This window comes from Flavisolibacter nicotianae (assembly GCF_003628535.1).
GTDB classification, from domain to species: Bacteria; Bacteroidota; Bacteroidia; order Chitinophagales; family Chitinophagaceae; genus Flavisolibacter; species Flavisolibacter nicotianae.
This window is the reverse complement of the sequence record NZ_RBCI01000009.1, coordinates 62,763-87,627: the sequence shown is the minus strand read 5'-3', so window position 1 is coordinate 87,627 and position 24,865 is coordinate 62,763. Positions and strand designations below refer to the sequence as shown.

Annotated in this window: 18 protein-coding genes; 11 read left to right on the top strand and 7 right to left on the bottom strand. The window is 50.7% G+C overall.

Annotation, left to right across the window (positions count from 1 at the left end; all coding sequences use genetic code 11):
* Positions 1-60 precede the first annotated feature (60 nt).
* From D6024_RS19855 to D6024_RS19830, 6 genes are all read left to right on the top strand, one after another.
* A complete protein-coding gene (locus D6024_RS19855; protein WP_121356508.1) occupies positions 61-3,114 on the top strand; it encodes an amidohydrolase family protein in 3,054 nt (1,017 codons plus the stop codon).
* Between the two features lie 10 nt (positions 3,115-3,124).
* A complete protein-coding gene (locus D6024_RS19850) occupies positions 3,125-4,441 on the top strand; it encodes an amidohydrolase family protein (protein WP_121356507.1) in 1,317 nt (438 codons plus the stop codon).
* A gap of 92 nt (positions 4,442-4,533) precedes the next feature.
* Positions 4,534-5,418 (top strand): EamA family transporter, encoded by an 885-nt coding sequence (locus D6024_RS19845; RefSeq protein WP_121356506.1) that lies wholly within the window; start codon positions 4,534-4,536, stop codon positions 5,416-5,418.
* 88 nt (positions 5,419-5,506) lie between these two features.
* On the top strand, positions 5,507-6,670 hold the full coding sequence (locus tag D6024_RS19840; protein ID WP_121356505.1) for a serine hydrolase domain-containing protein: 1,164 nt from the start codon (positions 5,507-5,509) through the stop codon (positions 6,668-6,670).
* Between the two features lie 245 nt (positions 6,671-6,915).
* Positions 6,916-7,257, top strand: coding sequence for a hypothetical protein (locus tag D6024_RS19835; RefSeq protein WP_121356504.1), 342 nt, complete (start codon positions 6,916-6,918; stop codon positions 7,255-7,257).
* Complete coding sequence (locus tag D6024_RS19830) at positions 7,254-8,315, top strand: radical SAM protein (RefSeq protein ID WP_121356503.1); 1,062 nt, start codon at positions 7,254-7,256, stop codon at positions 8,313-8,315. Before D6024_RS19835 ends, D6024_RS19830 begins: the two co-directional genes overlap by 4 nt.
* A 199-nt stretch (positions 8,316-8,514) precedes the next feature.
* Here the strand turns inward: D6024_RS19830 and D6024_RS19825 are convergent, their stop codons facing one another.
* Together D6024_RS19825 and D6024_RS19820 are read right to left on the bottom strand one after the other, a co-directional pair.
* Positions 8,515-10,047 carry a trypsin-like peptidase domain-containing protein gene (locus D6024_RS19825; RefSeq protein WP_121356502.1) on the bottom strand — a complete coding sequence of 511 codons (1,533 nt, stop codon included), beginning with the start codon at positions 10,045-10,047 and terminating at the stop codon, positions 8,515-8,517.
* A 134-nt stretch (positions 10,048-10,181) separates the two neighbouring features.
* Positions 10,182-11,183 carry an acyl-CoA reductase gene (locus D6024_RS19820; protein WP_121356501.1) on the bottom strand — a complete coding sequence of 334 codons (1,002 nt, stop codon included), beginning with the start codon at positions 11,181-11,183 and terminating at the stop codon, positions 10,182-10,184.
* A 55-nt stretch (positions 11,184-11,238) separates the two neighbouring features.
* Between D6024_RS19820 and D6024_RS19815 the strand changes: the two genes are divergently transcribed.
* Both D6024_RS19815 and bshC read left to right on the top strand, forming a co-directional pair.
* On the top strand, positions 11,239-11,586 hold the full coding sequence (locus tag D6024_RS19815; RefSeq protein WP_121356500.1) for a 4Fe-4S dicluster domain-containing protein: 348 nt from the start codon (positions 11,239-11,241) through the stop codon (positions 11,584-11,586).
* 329 nt (positions 11,587-11,915) lie between these two features.
* Entirely contained in the window at positions 11,916-13,532 is a 1,617-nt protein-coding gene (gene bshC, locus D6024_RS19810; protein WP_121356571.1) for a bacillithiol biosynthesis cysteine-adding enzyme BshC, read from the top strand.
* Here the strand turns inward: bshC and purE are convergent.
* From purE to D6024_RS19785, 5 genes are all read right to left on the bottom strand, one after another.
* Positions 13,489-14,043 carry a 5-(carboxyamino)imidazole ribonucleotide mutase gene (purE, locus tag D6024_RS19805; RefSeq protein WP_121356499.1) on the bottom strand — a complete coding sequence of 185 codons (555 nt, stop codon included), beginning with the start codon at positions 14,041-14,043 and terminating at the stop codon, positions 13,489-13,491. The two genes, bshC and purE, sit on opposite strands and share 44 nt — an antisense overlap.
* Positions 14,044-14,155: 112 nt before the next feature.
* Positions 14,156-15,478: a TolC family protein gene (locus D6024_RS19800; protein WP_162944897.1), complete on the bottom strand. Its 1,323-nt coding sequence runs from the start codon at positions 15,476-15,478 to the stop codon at positions 14,156-14,158.
* 1 nt (position 15,479) lies between these two features.
* Complete coding sequence (locus tag D6024_RS19795) at positions 15,480-18,587, bottom strand: efflux RND transporter permease subunit (protein WP_121356497.1); 3,108 nt, start codon at positions 18,585-18,587, stop codon at positions 15,480-15,482.
* A gap of 31 nt (positions 18,588-18,618) precedes the next feature.
* Complete coding sequence (locus D6024_RS19790; protein WP_121356496.1) at positions 18,619-19,737, bottom strand: efflux RND transporter periplasmic adaptor subunit; 1,119 nt, start codon at positions 19,735-19,737, stop codon at positions 18,619-18,621.
* A gap of 205 nt (positions 19,738-19,942) precedes the next feature.
* Positions 19,943-21,067 (bottom strand): 5-(carboxyamino)imidazole ribonucleotide synthase, encoded by a 1,125-nt coding sequence (locus D6024_RS19785; protein ID WP_121356495.1) that lies wholly within the window; start codon positions 21,065-21,067, stop codon positions 19,943-19,945.
* Positions 21,068-21,328: 261 nt separating this feature from the next.
* On the opposite strand from D6024_RS19785, the gene D6024_RS19780 reads away from it, so the two are divergent.
* Genes D6024_RS19780 through D6024_RS19770 form a run of 3 tightly spaced genes read left to right on the top strand, consistent with a single transcriptional unit; the run spans position 21,329 to position 24,823 of the window.
* On the top strand, positions 21,329-23,440 hold the full coding sequence (locus D6024_RS19780) for a sensor histidine kinase (RefSeq protein ID WP_162944896.1): 2,112 nt from the start codon (positions 21,329-21,331) through the stop codon (positions 23,438-23,440).
* Positions 23,437-23,694 carry an ATP-binding protein gene (locus tag D6024_RS19775; RefSeq protein ID WP_205573328.1) on the top strand — a complete coding sequence of 86 codons (258 nt, stop codon included), beginning with the start codon at positions 23,437-23,439 and terminating at the stop codon, positions 23,692-23,694. Before D6024_RS19780 ends, D6024_RS19775 begins: the two co-directional genes overlap by 4 nt.
* On the top strand, positions 23,660-24,823 hold the full coding sequence (locus tag D6024_RS19770; RefSeq protein ID WP_121356493.1) for an FIST signal transduction protein: 1,164 nt from the start codon (positions 23,660-23,662) through the stop codon (positions 24,821-24,823). Before D6024_RS19775 ends, D6024_RS19770 begins: the two co-directional genes overlap by 35 nt.
* The last annotated feature ends 42 nt before the right edge of the window (positions 24,824-24,865 follow it).

The window sequence follows — 24,865 nt, the reverse complement described above, 5'->3', positions numbered from 1 at the left end:
TTTATTTTAGCCCCTCTTTAACACTCTATATTTTACAAAGTAATTTAAAAGCAAGCAAACATGAGAAGAACCAGACAATTTCTTTTGTTCTGTGGCGTGCTGGCATTTTCCATGGTGAGCAAAGCGCAGGAAACGTTTCCGCAGAATGACGTTGCGGATCCGAAGTACACGTATTATGCGTTTACCGGCGCCACCATTGTGAAAGATGCCAACACCACCATCACCAACGGAACAATGATCATCAAAGACGGGAAAATTGTTGCCATCGGCCAGGGCCTGAAGGTGCCGCAAAGCGCCATCGAAATCAAAGCCGACGGCAAATACATTTATCCTTCTTTGATCGACATCTACAGCGATTATGGTACCCCAGCACAGCAACCTCGCCAAGGAGGCTTCAATTTTTTTGGACAGGCCCAACTTGCTTCGAACACGAAAGGAGCTTATGGCTGGAACCAGGCCGTTCGTCCAGAGGTAGAGACATTTAAGTTGTTTGCTGCCGATCCTGCCAAAGCCAAAACATTGCGTGATCTTGGTTTCGGTACGGTGCTGACCCATGTGAAAGACGGAATTGCACGGGGCACAGGCGCCGTGGTAACACTGGCCGATGAAAACGAAAACCTGGCCATGCTGAAAGAAAGAGCATCAGCCCATTATTCGTTCGACAAAGGTTCATCCACGCAAAGCTATCCCAGCTCAATTATGGGTAGCATTGCGCTTCTTCGACAAACTTACCTGGATGCACAGTGGTATAAAAACCACCCGGCGAAAGAAGGCGTGAACATCAGTCTCGAGGCGTGGAGTGAAAACCAAAAGCTGCCACAGGTTTTTGAAGCAAATGATAAGTGGAACGACCTTCGTGCCGACCGCATCGGCGATGAAGCCGGCGTGCAATACATCATTAAAGCCGGCGGCAATGAATACCAGCGACTGGATGATATCAAAGCAACCAAGGCCACGTTCATTCTTCCCCTGAACTACCCGCAGGCACAGGATGTGGAAGATCCGGCCGATGCCCGTTTTGTCTCGCTGACCGATCTAAAACATTGGGAACTGGCACCAACCAATCCTGCTGCTTTTGAAAAAGCCGGCATTCCGTTTTGCCTCACCGCGGCCGACTTGCGGGATCAGAAAAGTTTTCTGACCAATCTTCGCACGGCCATCAACTACGGCCTGACAGAAAAAGCAGCCCTGACCGCGTTGACCAAGACACCTGCAGAAGTTCTGGGCATCAGCAACCAGGTGGGAAGTCTTGAAACTGGTAAACTGGCGAACTTCCTCGTCACCAGCGGACCGATTTTCGCCGAGAAAACCACGATTTACCAAAACTGGATCCAGGGCAAAAAACACAACGTAAAAGACGAAGTGTACAACGAAATGCGTGGCCGCTACAACGTGGTGGTCAATACATCTTCGGGCCCAGTCAATTATTTGCTTGATTTCAAAACCCCTTCTTCCGCGATTGCCTTGCGTGGCCGCGATACGGTAACGTCTCGCTTTTACTATGATGGTCGCAATGTGCGTATCAACGTGGCACCGGAGAGAAGGGGGGAAGCCAATATTCGCCTGACCGGCACCGTGAGCGGTAACGAATGGCGTGGCTACGGCGAAGACAGCGCCGGCAACCGCATTACCTGGACAGCGGCATTTGCTGCGGCCGACAGCGCAAGAGGACGGATGGACAGTGCCCGCAAAAAGCCACTGGTTCTGGGCAAAGTGACCTATCCGTTCATGCCGTATGGCTGGGAAGAAGCCCAGGCACCAAAACAGGAAACCATCCTGGTAAAAAATGCTACTGTTTGGACCAGCGAAAAAGAAGGCATACTGCAGAATACCGATGTACTGCTGAAAAACGGAAAGATCGCTGCCATCGGAAAGAATTTGTCGGAAAATGGTGCACGGGTGATCGATGGAACCGGCAAGCATCTCACTCCTGGTGTCATCGACGAGCATTCGCACATTGCGGCGGCTTCTATCAACGAAGGTGGTCAGAGTGTAACGTCTGAAGTGCGCATTGCCGACAACTTAAATCCGGACGATATCAACATCTACCGCCAGTTGAGCGGCGGTGTGACGACGTCTCATATCCTTCACGGTTCGGCCAACACGATCGGTGGACAAACACAGTTGATCAAGCTGCGTTGGGGCGCCGATGACGAAGGTCTGAAATTCAAAGGCTGGACCGGCCAGATCAAGTTTGCCCTGGGTGAAAACGTAAAACGCACGCCTGCCATCGCCGGTCAGCAAAACCGCTATCCCGATACCCGCATGGGTGTGGAGCAGGTCCTGGAAGATGCCTTTACCCGTGCGCATGAATACCAAAAAGAATGGAAGGATTGGGAAGCCGGCGGCAAAAAAGGTTTTGCGCCCAGAAGGGACCTGGAGCTGGATGCCCTGGTGGAAATCCTGAACAACAAGCGCTTTATCACCTGCCATTCCTATGTGCAAAGCGAGATCAACATGGCCATGCACATCGCTGATAAAATGGGTTACCACTACAACACCTTTACGCACATTCTGGAAGGCTATAAAGTGGCCGATAAAATGAAGCTGCACGGTGCCAACGCCTCGACGTTCTCCGATTGGTGGAACTACAAAATGGAAGTGATCGACGCCATTCCGTACAACGCCTACCTGATGCAACTGGCCGGCTTAAACGTTGCCATCAATTCCGACGACGCGGAGATGGCCCGCCGCCTGAACCAGGAAGCTGCAAAAAGCGTGAAGTACGGCGGCATGAGTGAAGTGGATGCACTGAAAATGGTTACGATCAATCCCGCAAAAATGCTGCACGTCGAAGACAAAGTGGGCAGCATCAAAGTAGGGAAAGATGCAGACGTGGTGCTGTGGAGCGACAACCCTTTGAGCATCTACGCAAAATCCCTTTATACCATTGTGGATGGTACAATATATTTCGACCGAGAGAAAGACAGGCAAATGGAGCAGCAGGTTGCAGCAGAACGCATGCGCATCGTTCGCAAAATGAACAGCGAGAAACGCAGCGGTATGCCGGTCTCACCGGTGCAACCCAGCTACCAGGTGATGCAGTCCTGCGGTGAGCATTTCCATAATCATGGTTTGCTTGTTATCGATGCCATCCAATTAGAAAACAATTAAACAGTCATTCATGAAAAAAATAGTTTTAAGTTTTGCCGCCATTTGTTTTCTGGTGACTGTAAAGGCACAGGAAAACATTGCACCGGCTCCGAAACAGGTTCAACCCGTTGTGATCACTAATGCCACCGTGCATGTGGGGAACGGGCAGGTGTTGAACAACGCCACCGTGGTAGTGACCAACGGAAAAATTTCAGCCATCGGGTCGAACGTTGCCGCCCCCGCCAATGCAAAAACCATCAATGCACAGGGTAAACATGTATACCCCGGACTGATTCTTTCAAGCACCAATCTTGGCCTGGTGGAAGTTAACAGCGTTCGGGCCAGTTCGGATGTTCGGGAGATCGGTGAAATGAACCCGAATGTTCGTTCCATCATTGCTTACAATACCGATTCAAAAGTGATCAACACCCTTCGTCCGAACGGCATTCTGCTTGCCAGTATTACACCCGAAGGCGGTATGCTCAGCGGCCAGTCGTCCGTTGTGCAACTCGATGCCTGGAACTGGGAAGATGCAGCGGTGAAAATCGACAACGGCGTCCACTTTAATGTGCCTTCCCTGATGGCACGTCCCCGCGGCTTCGGATTTGGCGGCGGTGGAAGGGCCGGCGCTGCAGCAGAAACCGACCCGGTAAAAGAGGGCCTGGATAAAATCGATGAATTCAAAAGCTTTCTCCGGCAGGCAAAAGCTTACAGCACCGTGAGCAAGCCCGAAGCTACCAATCTGAAATATGAGGCTGTCAAAGGGCTGTTCGACAAATCGAAAAAGCTCTATATCCATGCAACCACTGTCAAGCAAATCTTGGTAGCGATCGATATCGCCAAAGAGTTTGACCTGGACGCTGTGATCGTGGGCGGTGAAGACAGTTGGCAGGTGGCCGACCTGTTGAAGCAAAACAACATTTCGGTGATCCTGAGCCAGCCGCATGCCCTTCCAATCCTGCCGGATGATGATGTGGACCAGCCTTACAAAACCGCGGCTCTCCTGCAAAAGGCAGGTGTGCTCTTCGCTATTAACGATGAAGATGGCCAAACCCGCGGACGGAACCTGGCGTTCAATGCAGGGACGGCCGCTGCCTATGGGCTGACCAAAGAGCAGGCGCTTGCGGCCATCACGCTCAATGCCGCCAAAATCCTGGGCGTTGCCGACAAAACCGGCAGCCTTGAAGTGGGTAAGGACGCCAATATCGTGATCAGCGAAGGCGACATCCTCGACATGAAGACAAACCAGGTGACAACAGCACTTATCCAGGGACGGGAGATCAACCTGGACAACAAGCAAACGCAGTTGTACGAAAAATACAAACGGAAGTACACCGGAGCTTTCTAACGAAAAAGGGATGGGTTTCCATCCCTTTTTTATTTTGTCAATCCTGCAAAAACTCCGACTCCTAATTTTGCTATCCTTCTAAAACTCTTTCATTGATTGAAACGATATTGACGGCCTTTGCTGTCCTGTTGCGCATTCTCTCCAACCCGGTCGGCAATGTCGTGCAAAAAAACCTGACCGCAAAAGGCAACCATCCGCTGGCGGTCAATTTTCTTACCTACTTCCTGTTGTCGGTCATCTGCATTCTGACGGCCATTGGTGTGCAATGGCAAACGCTGCCCCGGGAATTCTGGCTGTACTCGATTCTGGCCGGTATTGCCGGCGCCAGTGGCAACGGCTTCCTGGTAAAAGCGCTGGAAAAAGGGGCCTTGTCTGTGTTGGGCCCGATCAATGCTTACAAATCGGTCGTCGGTATTATAGTGGGAATTATTTTACTGGGTGAAATGCCGAATGTATGGGGTGTCCTGGGAATTGTCCTGATCATTTACGGCAGCTACTTCGTGCTGGATACGACAGATGAAAAATTCTCCTGGGCGCTGCTCCGGAAAAGCGAAATTCAATACCGTATTTGGGCCATGATCCTGACAGCGATCGAAGCGGTGCTGATCAAAAAAATTATCTTGGCGTCATCGCCAACGATCGCTTTTTTTAGTTGGTGCTGGTTTGGTGCTGTCTTTTCTTTCATTCTTCTCCTGGTTTACCGGTTGAACCCGGCAAGAGAAATTCGGAAGATTGGTTTTGCCCATGCCGGCAGCTACACGTTGCTTGTGGCATGCATTGGCACCATGCAATTCACCACCAATTATGTTTTTGACCACATGTCGGTTGGCTATGCGCTGTCCCTTTTTCAGCTCTCCGTCATCGTCAGTGTCTTGCTCGGTAACCGGCTTTTCCAGGAAACCGAGATTCGAAAAAAAATGATCGGTTCCGTCATCATGATTGCCGGTTCAGTAATTATCATCCTGTTGAAAAAATAGGTATTGCCGTTTGTAAAATCTTCCGATGGAAGAATTGCAAAAAAAATCTTTTCGTGAAAACTATCTTTAACCACAAACCCAACTGGTCATGCGTTTTCGTTCGAAACTTGGTTTCATTTTTCTCGCTTCTCTTTTTCTTCAACTGCAGGCAGTTCATAGCCAAACCCTTTATTTCCCCGACTCAAGCTGGAAGGTCAAAAAGCCCGAAGAGGTAAAAATGAATGCCACACTGCTGGACAGCGCTGTGCGCTTTGCTGTTCGAAATGAAGTGAAGATGGATACCGATCTGCGCCTTGCCAATATCAAAGCCTATGCAGTGAATGCACATGAACCGGATTATCGAATCCTGGGACCGATGCGGGAGCGGGGAAAGCCGGCCGGGCTAATCATAAAGAACGGTTACATCGTCGCACAGTGGGGAGATGTAAAACGGGTAGACATGACCTTTAGTGCAACCAAAAGTTATCTCTCTACCGTTGCCGGATTGGCCGTTGATCAAAAGCTAATCAGAAATATCGATGACAAGGTCGCCGACTATGTGTGGGACGGCAAGTTCGAAGGAGACCACAATGCAAAGATCACCTGGCGGCATTTGCTGACCCAATCATCCGACTGGTCGGGCTGCCTGTTTGACGTATGCGATTGGGCCGACCGACCACCGAGAACCGGTGGAATCGATGACTGGAAGGCCCGTAAGCTGAATGAACCGGGAACTGTTTTTAAATACAACGATGTACGGGTCAATTTAACTGCCTATGCGTTGCTGCAGGTATGGCGAAAGCCGCTGCCGGTAGTCCTCCGCGAGCTGATAATGGACCCGATTGGTGCCTCCTCCACCTGGCGCTGGTATGGTTACGAAAATTCTTTTGTCAACATGGACGGCCAGATGATGCAATCGGTCAGTGGTGGCGGTCACTTCGGTGGGGGACTGTTTATTAATACGTGCGACCATGCCCGATTTGGATTGCTGTTTGCCCGGAACGGAAAATGGAAGAACAAGCAACTGCTTTCACCACACTGGGTAGCTTCAGTGGCACAGCCCTCCGCGGCAAACAAAGCCTATGGACTCCTGTGGTGGACAAACGGCGATAACCACCTGGGAAAACGGTCGAAGTCGGTATACGCGGCCGAGGGATTTGGGGGAAATTTTGTCGTGGTGGACAGCGAGCACGATCTCGTTATTGTCGCCCGTTGGCTGGAACCAAACAAGATCGGTGAGTTGGTGGACCTGGTGATAAATGCCATTTTGTAGCCCTTTGATGCTGTTGGAAAAAATCGCAAGCCAGATAAAATAATTTAATCTTTAAATATGTGAAAAAAGTTTAATTTTCTTGGCTGATATTAGTGCATATCGTCGTTCCCGCTTTGAAAACAAAACCCTTACAGAGAACTGCTGTTCCGTATTTTTTTGAACCGTTCTGCTGCCCTTGTTTTACTGTTGTTCCTTACCCGAAGAATGCTTTCCGACGGTTATTTTTCACCATTAAAACAACAAATATGGAAAGTAAAACTGCAGTCGATCTTGAAAAGGACCTGATCTCTCACCTGGCAGCTGCCAACATGACCAAAGAACAACTATCCGAACTTTCGAAGTCCATTGCGGCGTCTGTCGGTAGCGGATTTAAGATCGTCGATTGGTGGATCCTTGGAATTCCTGCCTTTGAGCAGGTAATCATTCAGGCGCACGTTCCCATCGCTGAAACCAACACGCTGAACAAACTAATCCTGAATGAGCGATTCAAAGGGATAGACATCCTCCGCAAAGGCATTCCAAAGCCTGATTTTTTCCAGGTGAAACTTACGATCCAAAACATCCGTTCACAAATGCCACAAGTATGAGAACAGAAACGCCTGCCGAAACCCTGCCGCAAGGCAGGGTTTCTAAAATTATCCAGGTTCACCCAAGCCTGAAATGCAACCTGTTTTGCAAACACTGCTATTCGTCTTCCGCACCGCAATACAAAGAAGGACTTTCGGTAAAATCCATTTTGCGCATCCTCGAAGAAGGAGCAGGAATGGGGTACAATGTTGTCAGCCTTTCGGGTGGAGAACCTTTTTTATACCGTCCGCTGGAGGAACTTGTGCAGGCCTCCAAAGCACTGGGTTATTTTAATTCCATTACCACGAATGGCATGTTATTACGGTCTGCATCTGCCCAGCGTGTATTCAGGCATGTCAACCTGGTGGCGATCAGCATCGACGGACGGGAGCAACAGCACGACGAAATGCGCAGCATGCCGGGAGCGTATCAAAAAATGATGGAGGGAGTCGATATTGTCAAAGCACATGTACCCAACTTCGGATTTATTCATACTGTTCAACCAGATAGCTGGCAATTGTTTCCCTGGCTGGCAGGTCTCGCCGTTGACAAAGGTGCAGCCTTACTGCATCTACACCCGCTTGAATTGGCCGGCCGTGCAAGCACCAGTTTTGGAAATATGATCTTTGGGGAAGAAGCCTTGCTGAAAACCTATATCACGCATTATTACCTGAAAACATATTACGAACCACAACTTTTCATTCAGCTTGACCTGTTGCATCGCGATCACATACGCGATAATCCGGCATTTTGTTTTCATGCCGACGCCCTGTCAGCCTGCGATTTAGGCGATTTTTCCTGTTTGTTCCGGGAACTGATCATTGATGAGCACGGGGACCTGTTGCCGATTGCACATGGGTGTTCAAAACGGTTCAGGATTGGCAATATTGAAGAAGATCTGCCGCTGGTCGAGATGTTCAATCGCTTTGCACAACAGCGCCTGGGTGAACTCATGCAGGTATACCAGCAGACCTATGATGAAATACTCAACAACACAGAACATGAAATTTTTAACTGGGCTGAACTCGTATTAAAAAACACGTTTCGGTACGAGCAGGAATTAGCCTGCGCCGGTTAGGTAAAAACTGGTTTTAGGGGATAGTCTTGATACATCATATCAAACCGTATTCGATGGTCGATGAGGGATGACAAGAGAAAAAAACGTTTTTACTGCACGTGATTGTTCCGCCCTGGTGCCGGTTTGGTACCAGCATCAATATTTTGAATAAAAGAAAAGCCATCCTCAGGATGGCTTTTCTTTTATTCAATTTTTTATTTTACTGTCCCAAATTCAGCGGGTAGGTGTAGGGTTCGGGGTTGCCCGGGTACACACCGGTTATGCGCACAGAACCCACGAGGTTTTGTAGCGCATCGCCCAGTTCTTCCACGCTGCTCACTTCATGTTCGCCTTCGTTTGTTACCAAACCGGTGATGATAAAGCCGGTCTGCACCCGGGAGCGGGCCAGTATGCCGTCTGTGTTGATCTTATTGACCACCACGCCACCTTCGATACCGTAACGGGCCGCTTTGGCTTTGTCCAGCGTCGCTAGCTCGCCACCGAGCCTTGTACCAATATTGTTTGAAACCACATCAGTTTTTTTCTTCAGGATTACGTCGACAGTGGATTCTTTACCGCTACGCAAATATGTCACAGGCACTTTGTCGCCCGGGCGGAAGCCGGCGATCTGCGCACTCATTTGCAGACCCGACGTTACCGACACGTTGTTGACTTTGGTGATCAGGTCACCCTTTTTCAAGCCTGCAGAAAAGGCGCCGCCATCAGGCGAAACATCCGAAACATACACGCCGTCGATGTTGGTGGGAATCCCCAGGCTTTTCACCTGTTCTTCGTTCAGGCCGTCTGTCGGAATGTAACTCACCCCGAGGTAGCCTCTTTGTACATCGCCATATTGGATGATGTCGCCAACGATTTTCTTGACGATGTTAACAGGGATGGCAAACGAATAACCGGCATAGGTTCCGGTGGGAGCCAGGATGGCTGAGTTAATGCCAATCAGTTGACCGTCGGTATTCACCAACGCACCGCCACTGTTACCCTGGTTTACGGCCGCATCGGTTTGGATAAACGATTCCACAGGCGTGTCGCCACGCTTGGTTTGGCGACTGTTGATATTGATCGTACGACCGGTTGCCGAAATGATACCAGCCGTCACGGTGGTTTCCAGTGTCAGCGGGTAACCAATCGCCAGTACCCACTGTCCCAGTTTGATCTGGTCGGAGTTGCCATAGATCAGGTATGGCAGGTTTTTGTCGTCGATTTTCAGCACCGCTATGTCGCTGCTCGGATCGCGGCCGATGACCCTGGCCTTGTAAGTCTTGCGGTTGTGCATCGTCACGGTGATCTCGTCGGCGATGTTGCCATTGGCTTCGTTGGTGATCACGTGGTTGTTGGTTACGATGTAACCGTCTTCACTAATGATGACACCACTGCCCGAAGCCCGTTGCTCCGGAACGATGTTGGGTCCCATGTCGCCAAAGATGTCGCCGAAGAAATCGTCGAGCATGCTGCGGCGGCGGGGGAGGTCGTTCGAGATTTTCTTGGCCGGGATTTTCGTTTTAATGTGAACGACTGCCGGTACGGCGGTGCTGGAAGCTTTTGTAAAGTCGATCGGGTCGGCCGGGGTAAAATTCTTTCCGTCAAAATAGCCTGCATAGTTGGCAGGGTAGCCGTTTTGGGCAGAACCAATTGCCGCCACTTTGTTATTGCTGAAATGATTGTACAACGCAATGCTACCCAACGCAGAAGCAGCGCTGATGGCCACGGTGAGTAAGATTTGTCTGAATTTCATAGTTCGTCAATTAGAGAGTTATTTATATGGTTCAAATAGTATGCCTTCACATCCAAACTTACGTATTGGCAGTCGCTTTGCTAAACCGGTAAAACAGTTTAACATTTATTTACTAAGACTTTCGTACTTCTTTATCACTGTAAATTCAGCAGGAATTGGACGGTGTCAACGCCATCGGCAAAATCACAAATTCCGGGGCGCTGGGCCTTGCCAAAGGGCACGTCCCCGCGGCCAACAACGCACTGAATCGTCTCATCGCCGGACAGCCTTTCCCGCACCGCTTCGGCGTCCTGGTAGTATTCGTAATGCAGTTCGCCGATCCGGGAAAAAGGCGACGCGTCTTCAACCAGGAGCAAGCTTTGGTTGCTCATGAAATAACGCTTGTTCAACAGGTAAATCGCCAGGTTGTAATCGTAATTGTTTTTGTATTTCTGGTGATCGGCAAGGTCGTTGTACTTTTTAAAAGCCTCGAGCAGGGGCTCGAAGTTGTAGTTTTCCGGTACAAAAATTTTGGTCACATTCCGGCAGCCAAGCCCGAAGAACTGGTACACGTCATCGGCCAGTTGTTCCAGCTCAACCGCTGATTCCTGTCCTGTTAGCAGGGCCACCGACGTGCGGTTCTTCCGGATAATGTGCGGGTATTTGGCAAAATAGAATTCAAAATAGTTGGACGTATTGTTGCTGCCGGTGGCAATGTAGACATCGCAGCCTTTGAGCATTTCGCCAAACGTGAAATAAGGCGCCGCAGCGGCATTCCATTCGATTAATTTAGTCACCATAAACCGCATCAGCACCGCGTCCTTCGACGAGAGTTTGATAACAGCATAATGTCCTGTCAGGAACGTGCAGAGAAGGTCGTGAAATCCCACCAGCGGAATGTTGCCCGCCATAACGATCCCGACTTTTTTAGGGGATGGATTGTCCGAAGGAATGGAATAGCGATCAATCAGGTCCTGCAGGCTTTGTTCGGTCAGGAATTGCCGGCTGATATTATTGACGGAAAGTGCAATGAATTCAGGTGTAAACCAGGCGTTTTCTGCCGATGCTTTTTTTGTTGCCCGCTGCCAGTCTTCGTCTGCGGCTCGGAGGTAGTTGCCCAGTCGCACAAGTATTTCCTTTCTTTCTTGTAAATTCATGTTGGCAGATTATTTTTGTCGCAAAACTAATTCACTTTAAAAGCAAAGAAATGTTATGGCTATAAAGATCACAGAAGAATGTATTAACTGCGGCGCCTGCGAACCGGAGTGTCCCAATAACGCGATTTATGAAGGCGGTGTGGAATGGGCGATTGCCGATGGCACGGATGTCAAAGGAAGTTTTACCCTGATCGATGGTACCGTTGTGGACGCTGGCCAGCGCAATGCCCCGATCGCTGTGGATACCTATTATATTGTGCCAACAAAATGCACCGAATGCCAGGGTTTTCACGAAGAACCGCAGTGTGCGGCGGTCTGCCCCGTTGACTGCTGCGTACCGGACGAAATGTACCGCGAAACGGTGGAAGAATTACTGGCAAAAAAAGAGCGGATGCATTCATAAAGTTTATACCTTTACTTCCAATCGTAAGGCAGCGCAAGCTGCTTCATTCAAACAGGTGATATTTCCTGTTGTAAAAAGGTGAAGCTCTTAACGGACTTCACCTTTGTTATTTTCTTTCCGTTTCGCTACCAATTCAGAAAAATGGATTGGTTTGCCGATACGTACAATACAACGCTTCCGGTACAAATAAAAGGCGGCGCATCGCCTGCCTTCTTTATTCAATCCATCCTGGTTCCTTTACTGAAACGAAGGGAAAACAGGGTCGTGAAGAATGTGTTAACGCCAAAACGATTGGTGACGAATCTCACACTCTTGATTACTTTTACCCCATGTTTGCTGCACAGCATATTCCCTACAAACAAACCAACAGCTTTTCCCGACTTGTTCTGGACTACCTAAACGGCGCCGATGCGCTTCGTCCATTTTATTCAAACCGCCCCGATCTTGACGGCATGCGAAAAATGCTCGCCGAGCGGCAGCAGTATCCAACTAACCGCCCGGTCCTGGTGCAGGTGCTAAAAGAGCAATATGCGATACTGGAACACTCGCAGGCCGTGAAGGAAAATATTGATGCGCTGCTCAATCCGGCCACATTTACTGTTTGCACGGCACACCAGCCCAACCTGTTTACCGGTCCGCTTTATTTCGTGTACAAGGTCCTTCACACGATCAAACTCGCCACTTTTCTGAAAGAGCAATTCCCGGCGAATCATTTTGTGCCGGTCTACTACATGGGATCTGAGGACGCGGATTTTGCAGAACTCAACCACACCTATGTGGATGGTAAAAAGATCGAGTGGAAAAAAGAACAAAAAGGCGCGGTCGGTCGCATGAAGGTGGACAAGACGCTGTTGCAACTGATCGATGAACTGGAAGGGCAGTTGGTTTACGAGCCTTTTGGTAAAGAGGTTGTGGCCATGCTGCGCAAATGTTACACGACCGGTCGCACCATCCAGGATGCCACGTTCGAATTGGTTAACGAATTGTACGGAGAATGGGGACTGGTTGTGCTGATCCCGGACAATCCTTCGTTGAAAGGCCTCATGAAAAACGTGTTCGCCGAAGATATTTTCGAAAACACATCTTCCCTGTTGGTGGAACAGACGTCTGCCAGGCTGGATGAGCACTACAAAGTGCAGGCCTATCCCCGCGAGATCAATTTGTTTTACTTGTATGAAAACATCCGGGAACGCATTGAAAAAAGGGAGGACCGGTTCTACGTTCTCAACACGGATAAAAGCTTCACAGAAGACGAACTGAAACAGGAATTGGAAAGCCACCCGGAACGGTTCAGCCCGAACGTGATTCTGCGCGGACTCTACCAGGAGACCATCCTTCCCAATCTGGCTTTTATTGGAGGGGGAGGAGAAACGGCCTACTGGTTGCAATTGCAGGATATTTTCCGGCATTACGGTGTGCCCTATCCTGTGCTTGTGCTGCGCAATTCCTTTTTGATCGTGGAGGAAAAATGGCAGGAACGGTTAAAAAAAATCGGACTGTCGGCTGCTGATCTTTTCCAATCCGACGACGATTTGATGAAAGAGATCGTGACCCGGCAATCGGGCAATTCTGTTTCCCTCAACGGAAATTTTGAAAAGGCAGAAGCGTTGTACGAGCAGCTCCGTTTACAGGCCGAAACCATCGACCAAACCCTCTCACAATATGTGTCCGCAATCAGGACGCGATCGCTGAAGGAACTCCAGGAACTGGAAAAGAAGATGCTGCGGGCCGAGAAACGTAAATTTGCCGATCAGCAGCGCCAGATCCAGGCCTTGAAAGAAACACTCTTTCCTCGAAATGGGCTACAGGAACGGGTGGAGAACTTCAGTGGCTTTTATGCCAAGTGGGGGGCGGCTTTTATTGCCGAGTTACTGCGGCATTCGCCAGCGCTGGAGCAGGTATTTACGATTTTGAGTCAAACTGGTTCGCCCAGCCACCCGCTTTAAGCTTTTCCGCTTTGGCCAGCACTTCGTCGTTCAGGCTTTGCTTGTAGGCCTGCACTTTTTCTCCGATTTCAGAATTGAAAGCGCCGATCATGCTGGCTGCCAGGATACCTGCATTTTTCGCGGCGTTCAGCGCCACGGTTGCTACCGGAATGCCGTTGGGCATTTGCAGGATGGACAGCACGGAATCCCAGCCGTCGATGGAATTGCTGCTCTTTACCGGAACACCGATCACGGGCAGTGGCGTCAATGAAGCGACCATCCCGGGCAGGTGTGCTGCGCCACCGGCTCCGGCAATAATTACCTTCAGTCCACGGGCTTTCGCTGTCGACGCATAGTCGAACATGCGCTGTGGTGTACGGTGGGCCGAAACAATGGTCAGTTCAAACGGGATTTCGAAAAAGGTCAGGATATCGGCCGCCGCCTGCATGATCGTCAGGTCGCTGTCGCTGCCCATGATAATACCAGCTAAGGGTGTTTGCTGTTTGGTGTTTGGTGTTTGGGGTTGTACCATCTGTCTCTCTTTCTTTCAGTTTATTCTAAAAAGGATTGTAGTCAATTTGCGTGATTTTGCTTTGGGGGATAACAGCGGTAAAGGTAATCACACCAAACTCCAAATGCCTGCCTTATTTCACCAGTTCTCCTCTCAAGCGTAGCAATTCTGTTTCTGCAACCTTCAAGTTGTAGCGGGCATTGATCAGGTTTGTAAGGATTGTCGACACATTTTCTTCGGCCTGCCGCAGTTCAATAAAGGTGGTGCGGCCCAGGCGATAGCGTTCCCGTTCGATATAGAGATTTTCCCTTGCCAGGCCAACGCTGGTATCCAGGGTGGTCACAATTTGCTTTTGGGCATCGTAGCCCCTGTAGGTATTGAGCAAATTCGTATTCAGCAACTGCTCCTGGCTTTTGTACTGCAGGTTCTGAAAATCCACTGCCAACTGGGCCTGGCGGATCTGCTGTCGCACGGTGAAATTGTTCAGGATCGGGATGGTGGCTGAGATACCCCAGTTCCACCCGTGGTTCAGGTTAAACAGTGGCGAAAACTGGTTGATCACCTGGTTGTTGCTGGTGCGGTTGAAGTTGTAAGCAGAGATCAGCGACACGGTCGGGTAACGGGCCGTTTTGGCCAGGCGTACGGCCAGTTCGGCTGATTCAATATTGGTTCGTGCCAACTGAAGGTCTGGGCTGGACTGTGAAAAATTGCTCAGCAGGTTCCCAAGCACCAGGTCCGTTTGCACCGGGATGGTGTCGCTCACTTTATAATCGGTGGCCGGTGCCACGTTCATCAACTGGTTGAGGGTTTGTTTGCGCTGGTCGATCAATGCCAGCTGGTTCAGGCGGGCGGCCGTGCTATTGTTCAAATCAATCTGCGACTGCAACACATCGGGCTTGATGCCTGCACCAATATCGAATTTGTACTGTGCGAGGCGCAAACGGTCGGCAGCCAGTTGCAACTGCTCGTCCACATTGCGTAACTGCTGTTTTTGCCGAACAATATCGAAGTAGGTGTTGATCACGCTTGCGACCGTGTTGATGACGGTGCTTTTGATCAGGAGGTTTCCCTGGTTGACGGCAATGCCAATCTGATCGCGTAACAGAAACATCCGGAAACCATCAAAGACCGTCCAACTCAGGTTCAGGGCGCTGGAGAGGTTTGTTGACCTGATGCCGGTCCTGTTTTTCTCAGAACCGTCGGCCAGGGTTTGTTTTTGGTTGTTGTTCGAAAATAGAGCCGTTCCCGTTGCATTGAGACGCGGCAGGAAAGCGGCATTGCGGTATTCGTAATTGATGGCCGCTACGGCAGAATCCTGTTTTGCCAGCATGATGGCGTAATTGTTCCGCAACGCATAGGCCACGGCCTGTTCTACTGTCAGAGAGTCCTGCTGCGCACTGACCCTGCCAAACATTCCGAGTGCGATCCCGATCAAAACAAAACCTTTCTTCATCATGTTAGTAGCGTGCATTTTCCAGTTTAGAGTGTTCCTTTTCTTCTTCCATCATTTCCAGCTCGTTCTTCTTGTGTTTTGAGGAGAGGTAAGAATACATGGCCGGTATCACAAAAAGGGTTAAGATCAGCGAAAAGATAATACCACCCACGATCACGATTCCCAGCGGGATGCGGCTGGTGGCGGCAGCACCCAGCGACAGCGCAATGGGCATCGCACCCAGCGCCATGGCGAGTGAGGTCATCAGGATGGGACGCAAACGCTGCGAGGCCGAATAAATGGCGGCTTCGGTTTTCTCCATTCCTTTTTCCTGGTTTTGGTTGGCAAACTCCACAATCAGGATGCCATTCTTGGTTACCAAACCAATCAGCATGATCATTCCGATCTGGGAAAAGATATTCAACGTCTGGTTAAAGATCCATAGTGAAAGCAGGGCACCGGCGATCGCCAGCGGTACGGTAATCATGATGATGAGTGGATCGACAAAGCTTTCGAACTGCGCAGCCAGGATCAGGAAGATCAGCCCCAGCGCCAGCATAAAAGCAAAGCCCACATTGCTCGAACTTTCCGCGTAATCACGCGACGAACCGGTAAGCGAGGTGGTGTAGGTTTCATCAAGTAATTTTTTGGCAATGCTTTGCATGGCAGCGATACCTTCGCCAACTGTTTTGCCTGGCGCAAGGCCTGCTGAAATTGTAGCCGATTTAAAACGGTTGAAGTGGTAGATCGTTGACGGTGTCGTTGCTTCCTGGAAGCTGACCAGGTTATCGAGGCTGATCATTTGCCCGGCATTGTTGCGGACATAGATGCTCTTCAGGTCATTCGGATCGTCCCTGTCGGACCGGGCCACCTGGCCCAGCACCTGGTATTGTTTTCCTTCCTTGGTAAAATAGCCAAGACGCCTGTTGCTCAGCGCAAGGTTCAGCGTGTTGGAAATATCTTCTACCGACACACCCAGCTGTGCCGCTTTTAGGCGGTCTACCGAGATGCGCAATTCCGGCTTGTTGAATTTCAGGTCCGCATCGGCACCTACCAGCACATTGCTGCGACTTGCTTCTTCCAGGAATTTCGGCAACACGGCCGCAATTTTCTCGAAGTCGTTGTTTTGAATGACAAACTGCACCGGTTGTCCGCCACGGCGGTTTTGCTGGATGGTCTGTTCTTCAATGGCCACCGCACGGCCCTCGGAAAATTTTGGAAGGTTGCGGTTGATGATGGCGACGATCTCTTTTTGCGAGCGGGTTCTTTCTTTCGGATCAACCAGTGTGGCCCGTACAAAACCGGTATTGGCTGCACCACTGGAAAAACCGGGAGCAGTCAGCGACATCACCGTGCGTTTTTCCGGAACGGAATCCAGGACAAGATTGGTCAGCTTGTCGATGAAGGCATCGGTGTATTCGTAAGAGGCCCCTTCCGGTGCGGTCACCTGCAAACGGAACTGGCTGCGGTCTTCCATCGGTGCCAGTTCGGACTGAATGGAACCGCCGATAAAATAGATGATGGCACCGCAAATGACGATGATGACGAAAGCGAACCAGCGGACCCGCATAAAGCCGCTCAGCGCTGCTTTGTAACTGTCTTCCATCCAACGAAAAAAAGGTTCGGACTTCTGGTAAAACCACGAATGTTTGTGTACGCTCTTGGTCAGCTTGACGTTCAGTACCGGTGTCAGTGTCAGCGATACGAAGGCGGAGATTAATACCGCACCGGCCACCACGATACCAAATTCACGGAACAGGCGTCCCACAAATCCCTGCAGGAAGATGATGGGCAAAAACACCACGGCAAGCGTGATGGACGTGGCAATCACGGCGAAATAAATTTCCTTGGAGCCTTCCACAGCAGCCCGCCACTTGTTCATGCCCTGCTCCATTTTTTTAAAAATGTTTTCCGTGACCACAATACCATCATCCACCACCAGGCCCGTTGCCAGAACGATGGCCAGCAGCGTCAGCACGTTGATGGTAAAGCCGCAGACATACATGATGAAGAAGGCACCGATCAGTGAAACCGGGATGTCGATCAGCGGACGCAGGGCAATGGCCCAGTCGCGGAAGAACAGGTAGATGATCAGCACCACCAGGATAAAGGCAATGATGAGGGTTTCTTCTACTTCCGAAATGGAGTTTTTGATAAACTTCGTTTGGTCGAGGGCAATGTTCAGGGTGAAGTCGGAGGGAAGCTCTTTTTTCAATTGATCCAGTCGACGGTAAAACTCATTTGAAATTTCGACATAGTTCGAGCCGGGCTGTGGAATGATGGCCATGGCGATCATCGGGATACCGCTTTCTTTCAGCGAGCTTTCTTCGTTCTCGGGTCCTAGCACGGCTTCGCCGATGTCTTTGACCCGGATATCGCCGCCGTTGCTGCTTTTAATGATTATGTTGTTGAACTCTTCCTCGGTGTTCAGTTGCCCGAAGGTGCGGACGATCAATTCTGTATTGCTGCCCGAAATCTTGCCGCTCGGCAATTCCACGTTCTCCCGCTGCAGGGCCGCCTGCACATCGGCAGGCGTAAGGCTGTAAGCGCTGAGTTTTTGCGGGTCGAGCCAGATGCGCATGGCGTACCGCTTTTCACCCCAGATCTGGATGCCACTCACACCCGGAATGGTTTGAAGGCGTTCTACCAAAAAGTTGTTGGCATATTCGGTTACCTGCAACTGGTTACGGGTATTGCTTTGTACCGTCATGGAAATGATCGGGTCGGAAGAGGCGTCGGCTTTTGAAACGACGGGTGGTGCATCCAGGTCTGTCGGAAGTGAACGCTGTGCTTGCGACACCTTGTCCCGCACATCATTGGCCGCGGTTTCCAGGTCGATGCCCAGGTCGAATTCCACGTTGATATTGCTGCGGCCCTGGTTGCTGCTGGAGGTAATGTTTTTCACCCCGGCAATCCCGTTGATGGCTTTTTCCAGCGGCTCGGTGATCTGCGTTTCAATGATATCGGGGTTGGCACCGCCATACGACGTGGAGACGTTGATATTGGGCGGGTCGATGGCGGGATAGTCCCGTACGCCCAGGAACTTAAAACCAATCACGCCGAACACCACGATGATGATGTTCATGACGATCGCCAGGACAGGCCGCTTTAAACTGATTTCTGAAATATTCATAACACCTCGGGCTTGGCATTGGGTGAATGCCTTATTTTTTTACTGGTTTCGTTGTATCGGCAGTCGGCCGTTCGTTGGCTATGGGTTTCCCGTTCACTTTTGTCAGGATCACTTTGGCATCGGGGCGAAGACTGAGCAAACCGGTCAGCAGCACCGTATCGCCAACTTTCAGGCCGCTGGTGATCTGTACGGTCGATGAGTCGCGAATACCGGTTGTGACATCAACAAACTTTGCCACGCCACCGTTGTAAACGAACACTTTCTTGCCCCTGGCCTGCGGAATGACGGCCTGCGTAGGAAGAACAAATGCATTGGGATCCGGTTCGAAACTCAGTTTCACTTTTGCAAACGCACCGGGAGTCAGACCGGCATTTTCGCCCTGCACGATAGCCCGCACCTGCAAGGTCCGTGTGTTTTCGGTAATGTTCGATTCCGTTGCCGCTACCCGGGCTGCGTAGGTCCGGTCATTTCCTTCCACGGTAAAATTGACAAACTGGCCATTCTTGATCTGCGGGATGTATTTCTCCGGAACGGTAAAGTCGATCTTCATTTGCCCTACCTGGCTGATGGTCGTCATGATCGTCGTGGGACTGACATAGGCGCCGACACTCACCAACCGCAAACCAACTTTACCACTGAACGGTGCCCGTACAACTGTTTTGGCGATCTGTGCCTGCGTGATAGCAATATCGGCAGCCGTGTTGCTCACCTGGAGTTGCGTGGCCTCGTAATCCTGCCGGCTGATGCCGCCGATCTTCAGAAGTTCCGCCGAGCGGTTTTCGTTTTGGTGTGCAATGCGTTCCTGCACCTGCAATTTCCGCAACTGCGCCTGCAGGTCGGCATCGTTTAATTTGAACAGGGTGGAGCCTTTGCCGACCATTGCGCCTTCGCGAAAGTAGATGCCTGTAATCCGTCCGGCGACTTCGGGATGAATTTCGGTGGCTTCATTGGCCACAATGGTTCCGGGGACATCGATATTGTTCAGGAGCGTCGTGGTGGTAACAGTGAGGGCTTCGGCACGAACCGGCGGACGCTGTCCTCCACCGCGTGGACCTTGCTGTTGCGCTTCCTGCTTCCGCTCGGTACTGCTGCAGGAGACGATAAAAACCAAAGCTGAAAAAAAACAAAAACTGCGTAGTGGAAACTTCATTCTAACGGCTTACAATGTTGAACCCCAAAAATAAAGACTTCCCCCGTGTGCATTCCCCTGATTGTTGCGACAACGTTAACCATTAACCATATTTAACGTGCCATAAGAGAACGAACAGCGGTGTTTTCTACTGTTTCCGGCAGAAATTAACAGCAACCGCCATTGTGAAATGCGAAGCGTGGAATTGGCTATTCCGTACAAAGAATTATTTGGTGATGACCTTTAACGTTTGCCGGATCTTGTTGGCTTTGTGAATGAGGTCCTGCTTTTCGTTGCTGAGCACTGTTACATGCCCCATCTTGCGGCCGGGCTTTGTCTGGAGTTTGCCGTACAGGTGAACAAAGGCATTGTCGATCTGCAGCACTTCTTCGAGCCCTTCGTAGACCGGCGTGCCGGTGTGGCCTTCGCTGCCAATGATATTCACCATCACCGACGAAAGGATTTTTTTGGTGTTGCCCAGCGGGTATCCCAGGATGATCCGCCACAGCATATCGAACTGCGAACTGTAATGCGCCTCGATGGTATGGTGGCCGCTGTTGTGAACACGGGGGGCCGTTTCGTTTACCAGCACATCATCGGCTGCATCCACAAAAAGCTCCACGGCAAACAGGCCCGGTGAGTGAAAATTGCGTACCACGGCCAGGGCGATGGCTTCAACCTTCCAGAGTACATTCTGCGGAATATCGGCAGGGCAAAGCTGGTAGTCCAACAGGTTGAGCGACTGGTTAAAGACCATCTCCACGGGCGGGTAAAGAACCATTTTCCCGGCCTCGTCAACCGCCACGATCTGGGCGATCTCTTTTTTGATGACCACTTTTTTCTCCAGCACACTTTCCTCGTTAAATCCATTTACGGCATCGGCCAGCGCATCGATCGGCTGCACGCCGCGGCCGTCGTATCCGCCTTCGGCCGATTTGTGCACCGCCGGAAGAAGGTGGGAATGATCGGCAATCTCGGTAGCCGATTGCAAAATGGCATAGGCCGCCGTTGGAATCTGGTGATCGGTATAGTATTTTTTCTGGCGTGCCTTGTTTTTGATGAGACGAAGCACCGATGTACGGGGATAAACTTTGATGCCTTCCTGTTCGAGCTTTTCCAACGCATCGATGTTGACATTTTCGATCTCGATGGTGATGGCGTCGAGGCTTTTGCCAAAATTGTACACGGCATCAAAATCGCGGATATCGCCTTTTACAAAATAACGGCAAAGGTGGGCCGCCGGGCAGGCATCGTCATTCTCCAGTACATGAGTCTCCACAGGATAATTTGCCGCGGCCTGCAACAGCATTCGTCCCAACTGACCACCTCCCAGAATTCCAACTTTTTGCATGGCGCAAAAATAAAGGGGATCGTTCCACTTGAAGGGAAAAAGAAATTTCGGAAAACGGTTCCTTGATGAAAAAATATTATCTTTTTCATGGCATTCTGTTGCAAGACGCTTGTACTGAACCTTTTTTCAGCAAATGTCTTTCCGGTTGCCGCAGCAACGAACGCGACCGGTTCAACAACCGGTCGGTTGAAACCAAACATTGCAGGGAGAAACAGAAGAGGGGAATTGCCGGAGAGATTGCTGAACGAACAATTTTCTTGTATGCGTTATCTACTCATTTGGCTTTTGGGCTTGACGGCAACGCTTGCAAGCGCTCAGGAGGTAGTGGTTGTTGAAAAGGTAGACGAGATCGTAAACCTTGCACCGTCTGCCCGCTACCTGGAAGACAAAGACGGACGACTGACCGTTTCGGATTTCATTTATGGAAAGCAGCCCGGTTCGTTCCAGCGAAACGGCAAGGAGGATATTTCGTTTGGTGTCACGCCTTCTTTTTTTTGGCTCCGATCGGACATCCGCAATGCGACAGATTCGGACCTGCTGCTCGAATTGGCCTCCACGGCCCTTACCGACATTGCCGCCTACTCCGTCGTTGACAACACGATCGTAAAGCAATACCACGCCGGCAACTGGCAACCGTTCCAGCAGCGGGTGGTGAAAAGCGTCAACTACCTGTTCCCCCTTTCCATTCCCACCGGTAAAACGGCCACGGTCTACCTGCGGGTCATGCACTACCGCGGCACCCAGTTTCCTCTCCGCGCCGGCACGCTGAATGCGTTTTATATCAAAGACGCCAAAATGAACCTTGCCATGGGAATCTACATCGGCTTTATGCTGGTGATGATCCTCTATAACCTTTTTATTTACTTCACCCTCCGCGACCGGTCTTATCTCTACTACGTTGCCTATACCTTCATGATGGCATTTTTCAATGCGCATTTATCCGGGTATGTTTTCCGCTTTGCCTATCCCTCCTGGACCGCACCAAACCGGTACGAAGATGTAATCGCCGCACTGGTTGCGATCTCCGGGATCTTGTTTGCCGCCAATTTTCTCAACACCCGCAAAAACGTTCCGTTCTTTCACCGTTTGTTTATGGGGTTGCTGGGCAGCTACGTGGTGATCATCGGCATCGTGCTTTCGGGACAATTGCTGCTGGGCACAGTTGTCCTGGAGTTTACGTCGCTGGTGTTGGTGGGAAGTTTTTTTGTCGCCGCCTATCAAACCCTGCGCAAGGGGTATTCTCCCGCGAAGTTTTTTCTCATTGCCTGGAGCCTTTTGCTCTTGAGCGTGGCAGTATACATTCTGAAAGATTACAAGATATTGCCGTACACGGCGCTCACCGCCAGTTCGCTGCAGATTGGCTCGGCCGTGGAGGCCCTGCTGCTTTCGCTGGCACTGGCCGATAAAATCAACGTGTATAAAAAGGAAACAATGGCGGCCCAGGCCGAAGCCCTTCACTCGCTGGAAGAAAACCGGAAGCTGATTACAGAACAAAATGTCCTGCTCGAAAAACGGGTGGAAGAACGCACGAAAGAATGGAAGCAGGCCAACCGCGAACTGGTGACGGCACTGCGCAACCTGAAAGAAACACAGGCGCAGCTGGTGCAAAAAGAAAAAATGGCGTCGCTGGGTGAACTCACTGCCGGCATTGCCCACGAGATCCAGAACCCGCTCAACTTCGTCAACAATTTTTCGGAAGTCAGCAATGAACTAACCGAAGAGATCCGCGGTGAGGTCACCAGCGGTCAAACGGAAAAAGCCGCCGGTTTGCTGACCGAACTGAAAGGAAACCTGGACAAGATCCTTTTCCACGGCAAACGTGCCGACAGCATTGTAAAAGGCATGCTGCACCATTCGCACCTTGGCACCGGCAAACGCGAAGCGACCGATATTAATGCACTTGTTGAAGAACACCTGCACCTCGCTTACCACGCCTTGCGGGCCAAGCAAAAAAACCTCACGGTCATTTTAGAGACCCATTTCGATGAAAGCGTCGGTCGGCTCGAAGTTGTGCCGCAAGATCTCGGCCGCGTTCTGGTAAACCTTTTCAACAATGCTTTTTATTCTGTGCAGGAAAAAAAGAAAAGACTGCAGGACACTTATCAACCCGTGGTCTCTGTTTACACCAGGAAAAAAGGCGACGCGGTAGCCATCGGTGTTCGCGACAACGGCACCGGCATGTCGCCGAATGTAAAAGAAAAGATTTACCAGCCCTTTTTCACCACTAAGCCGGCTGGTGAAGGAACAGGCCTTGGCCTGTCCCTGAGTTATGATATCGTGACCAAACAGCACGGCGGCAGTTTGCGTGTAGAAACGAAAGAAGGCCAGTTCGCCGAGTTTACCGTTGAATTGCCGGTAAAGAAAACAGTATGAAAAACCCAGGCGTCAAAACAAACACTTTGTGGAAAGGAACAAACAGGCTCTTTCAGCGATTCTTTACAGCAGAACCGGCTGGCGAAGGCACAGGTTGGGGCCTGTCGCTGGGCTACGATAGTGTGAAAGCGCATAACGCAGGGTTTATGATGAAAACCAAAGAAGAAGGTGCGAGGTTTTTAATTCAACTTCCATCGGCAGATAAAAAAACACGTTTTTATGAAAGCAAAAACCATCAAAGGCCAGTCGGTTGACCAGCTAAAGGCGGAACTGGAGCAAACCACGTCCGACGGGTTTCGTCCTACGCTGGCGCTGGTGTTTTTGTCCATCCGGCAAAACCGCGAGGAAATCTGCCGTTTGCTGGATGCGATGGGCATTCGCATTTTTGGTGCAACCACCGCCGGCGAATTTATCGATGGCGATGTCGCAGAAGGTTCGGTCGTGATCATGCTGCTCGATCTTGATGATCGTTACTTCCGGATCGTTTTTGAAAACATCGGTGAAAACGACCTGAAATCACTGGCCCGGCAAATCGGCCTGGCAGGCAAGCAGACGTTTGCCAACCCGGCTTTTTTGGTTTCGTACAGTGGTTTGTATACAGATGGCGAACAGATCGTGCGGGGGATAGAGGACACGGCCGGCGAAGCAACTGCCATCTTCGGTGGCATGGCCGGCGACGATATGACCTGGTCGGGACCTTGCGTTTTTACCAACGACAGTGCCAGCGACAAAGCCATTGTGGCGGCAATCATTGATGCGGATAAAATTTCGCTGCGCGGACACGCCACCAGCGGATGGAAACCGGTAGGCACCGAACGCACCATCACCCGGAGCGAAGGAAGTGTTGTATACACCATCGACGACGAACCGGCGCTGGACGTGGTGATGAAATTTTTGGGCGTCAGCGCCGAAACCAACACGGCCGCAAACGAGGTGCTGACGAAAATGGGATCTTATTTCCCGATCCTGATGCAACGACCAAACGGCGACCCCGTCGTGCGTACGACAATGTTTGCGAACTTCGAGGAGCGTTGTTTGAAATTCAGCGGCAATGTGCCGCAGGGCTCCCGGTTCCGGTTTGCACTTCCGCCGGATTTTGACGTGGTGGACGAGGTGATTGAACAATCGAAGGAAATCAAATCGCAGCAATTGCCGCAGGCCGATGCACTCGTGATGTTTTCCTGCGTGGCCCGTCACCTTACTCTCGGGCCTATGGTCAGCGACGAAATTGAAGGATTGAAAAAGGTTTGGGGCTCACCGCTGATTGGTTTTTTCAGCTACGGCGAAATTGGTAAAACAGCCTATGGCAAACACGAGTTTCACAACAATACCTGCTGCCTTGTGGCGCTAAAGGAAATCGATGAAAAACCGGCGACGGCATAAATAGAAAGGACGATAAAACCCAAGCGATAAAACAGCTACCGG

Excerpts from the sequence above, each read along its gene's own strand:
- D6024_RS19850 (WP_121356507.1), top strand. The coding sequence starts at position 3,125 with ATGAAAAAAATAGTTTTAAGTTTTGCCGCCATTTGTTTTCTGGTGACT.
- D6024_RS19825 (WP_121356502.1), bottom strand. The coding sequence starts at position 10,047 with ATGAAATTCAGACAAATCTTACTCACCGTGGCCATCAGCGCTGCTTCT.
- D6024_RS19795 (WP_121356497.1), bottom strand. The coding sequence starts at position 18,587 with ATGAATATTTCAGAAATCAGTTTAAAGCGGCCTGTCCTGGCGATCGTC.
- D6024_RS19790 (WP_121356496.1), bottom strand. The coding sequence starts at position 19,737 with ATGAAGTTTCCACTACGCAGTTTTTGTTTTTTTTCAGCTTTGGTTTTT.
- D6024_RS19775 (WP_205573328.1), top strand. The coding sequence starts at position 23,437 with ATGAAAAACCCAGGCGTCAAAACAAACACTTTGTGGAAAGGAACAAAC.
- D6024_RS19800 (WP_162944897.1), bottom strand. The coding sequence starts at position 15,478 with ATGATGAAGAAAGGTTTTGTTTTGATCGGGATCGCACTCGGAATGTTT.
- purE (WP_121356499.1), bottom strand. The coding sequence starts at position 14,043 with ATGGTACAACCCCAAACACCAAACACCAAACAGCAAACACCCTTAGCT.
- D6024_RS19785 (WP_121356495.1), bottom strand. The coding sequence starts at position 21,067 with ATGCAAAAAGTTGGAATTCTGGGAGGTGGTCAGTTGGGACGAATGCTG.
- bshC (WP_121356571.1), top strand. The coding sequence starts at position 11,916 with ATGTTTGCTGCACAGCATATTCCCTACAAACAAACCAACAGCTTTTCC.
- D6024_RS19855 (WP_121356508.1), top strand. The coding sequence starts at position 61 with ATGAGAAGAACCAGACAATTTCTTTTGTTCTGTGGCGTGCTGGCATTT.
- D6024_RS19835 (WP_121356504.1), top strand. The coding sequence starts at position 6,916 with ATGGAAAGTAAAACTGCAGTCGATCTTGAAAAGGACCTGATCTCTCAC.
- D6024_RS19840 (WP_121356505.1), top strand. The coding sequence starts at position 5,507 with ATGCGTTTTCGTTCGAAACTTGGTTTCATTTTTCTCGCTTCTCTTTTT.
- D6024_RS19780 (WP_162944896.1), top strand. The coding sequence starts at position 21,329 with ATGCGTTATCTACTCATTTGGCTTTTGGGCTTGACGGCAACGCTTGCA.
- D6024_RS19820 (WP_121356501.1), bottom strand. The coding sequence starts at position 11,183 with ATGAATTTACAAGAAAGAAAGGAAATACTTGTGCGACTGGGCAACTAC.
- D6024_RS19770 (WP_121356493.1), top strand. The coding sequence starts at position 23,660 with ATGAAAGCAAAAACCATCAAAGGCCAGTCGGTTGACCAGCTAAAGGCG.
- D6024_RS19815 (WP_121356500.1), top strand. The coding sequence starts at position 11,239 with ATGGCTATAAAGATCACAGAAGAATGTATTAACTGCGGCGCCTGCGAA.
- D6024_RS19830 (WP_121356503.1), top strand. The coding sequence starts at position 7,254 with ATGAGAACAGAAACGCCTGCCGAAACCCTGCCGCAAGGCAGGGTTTCT.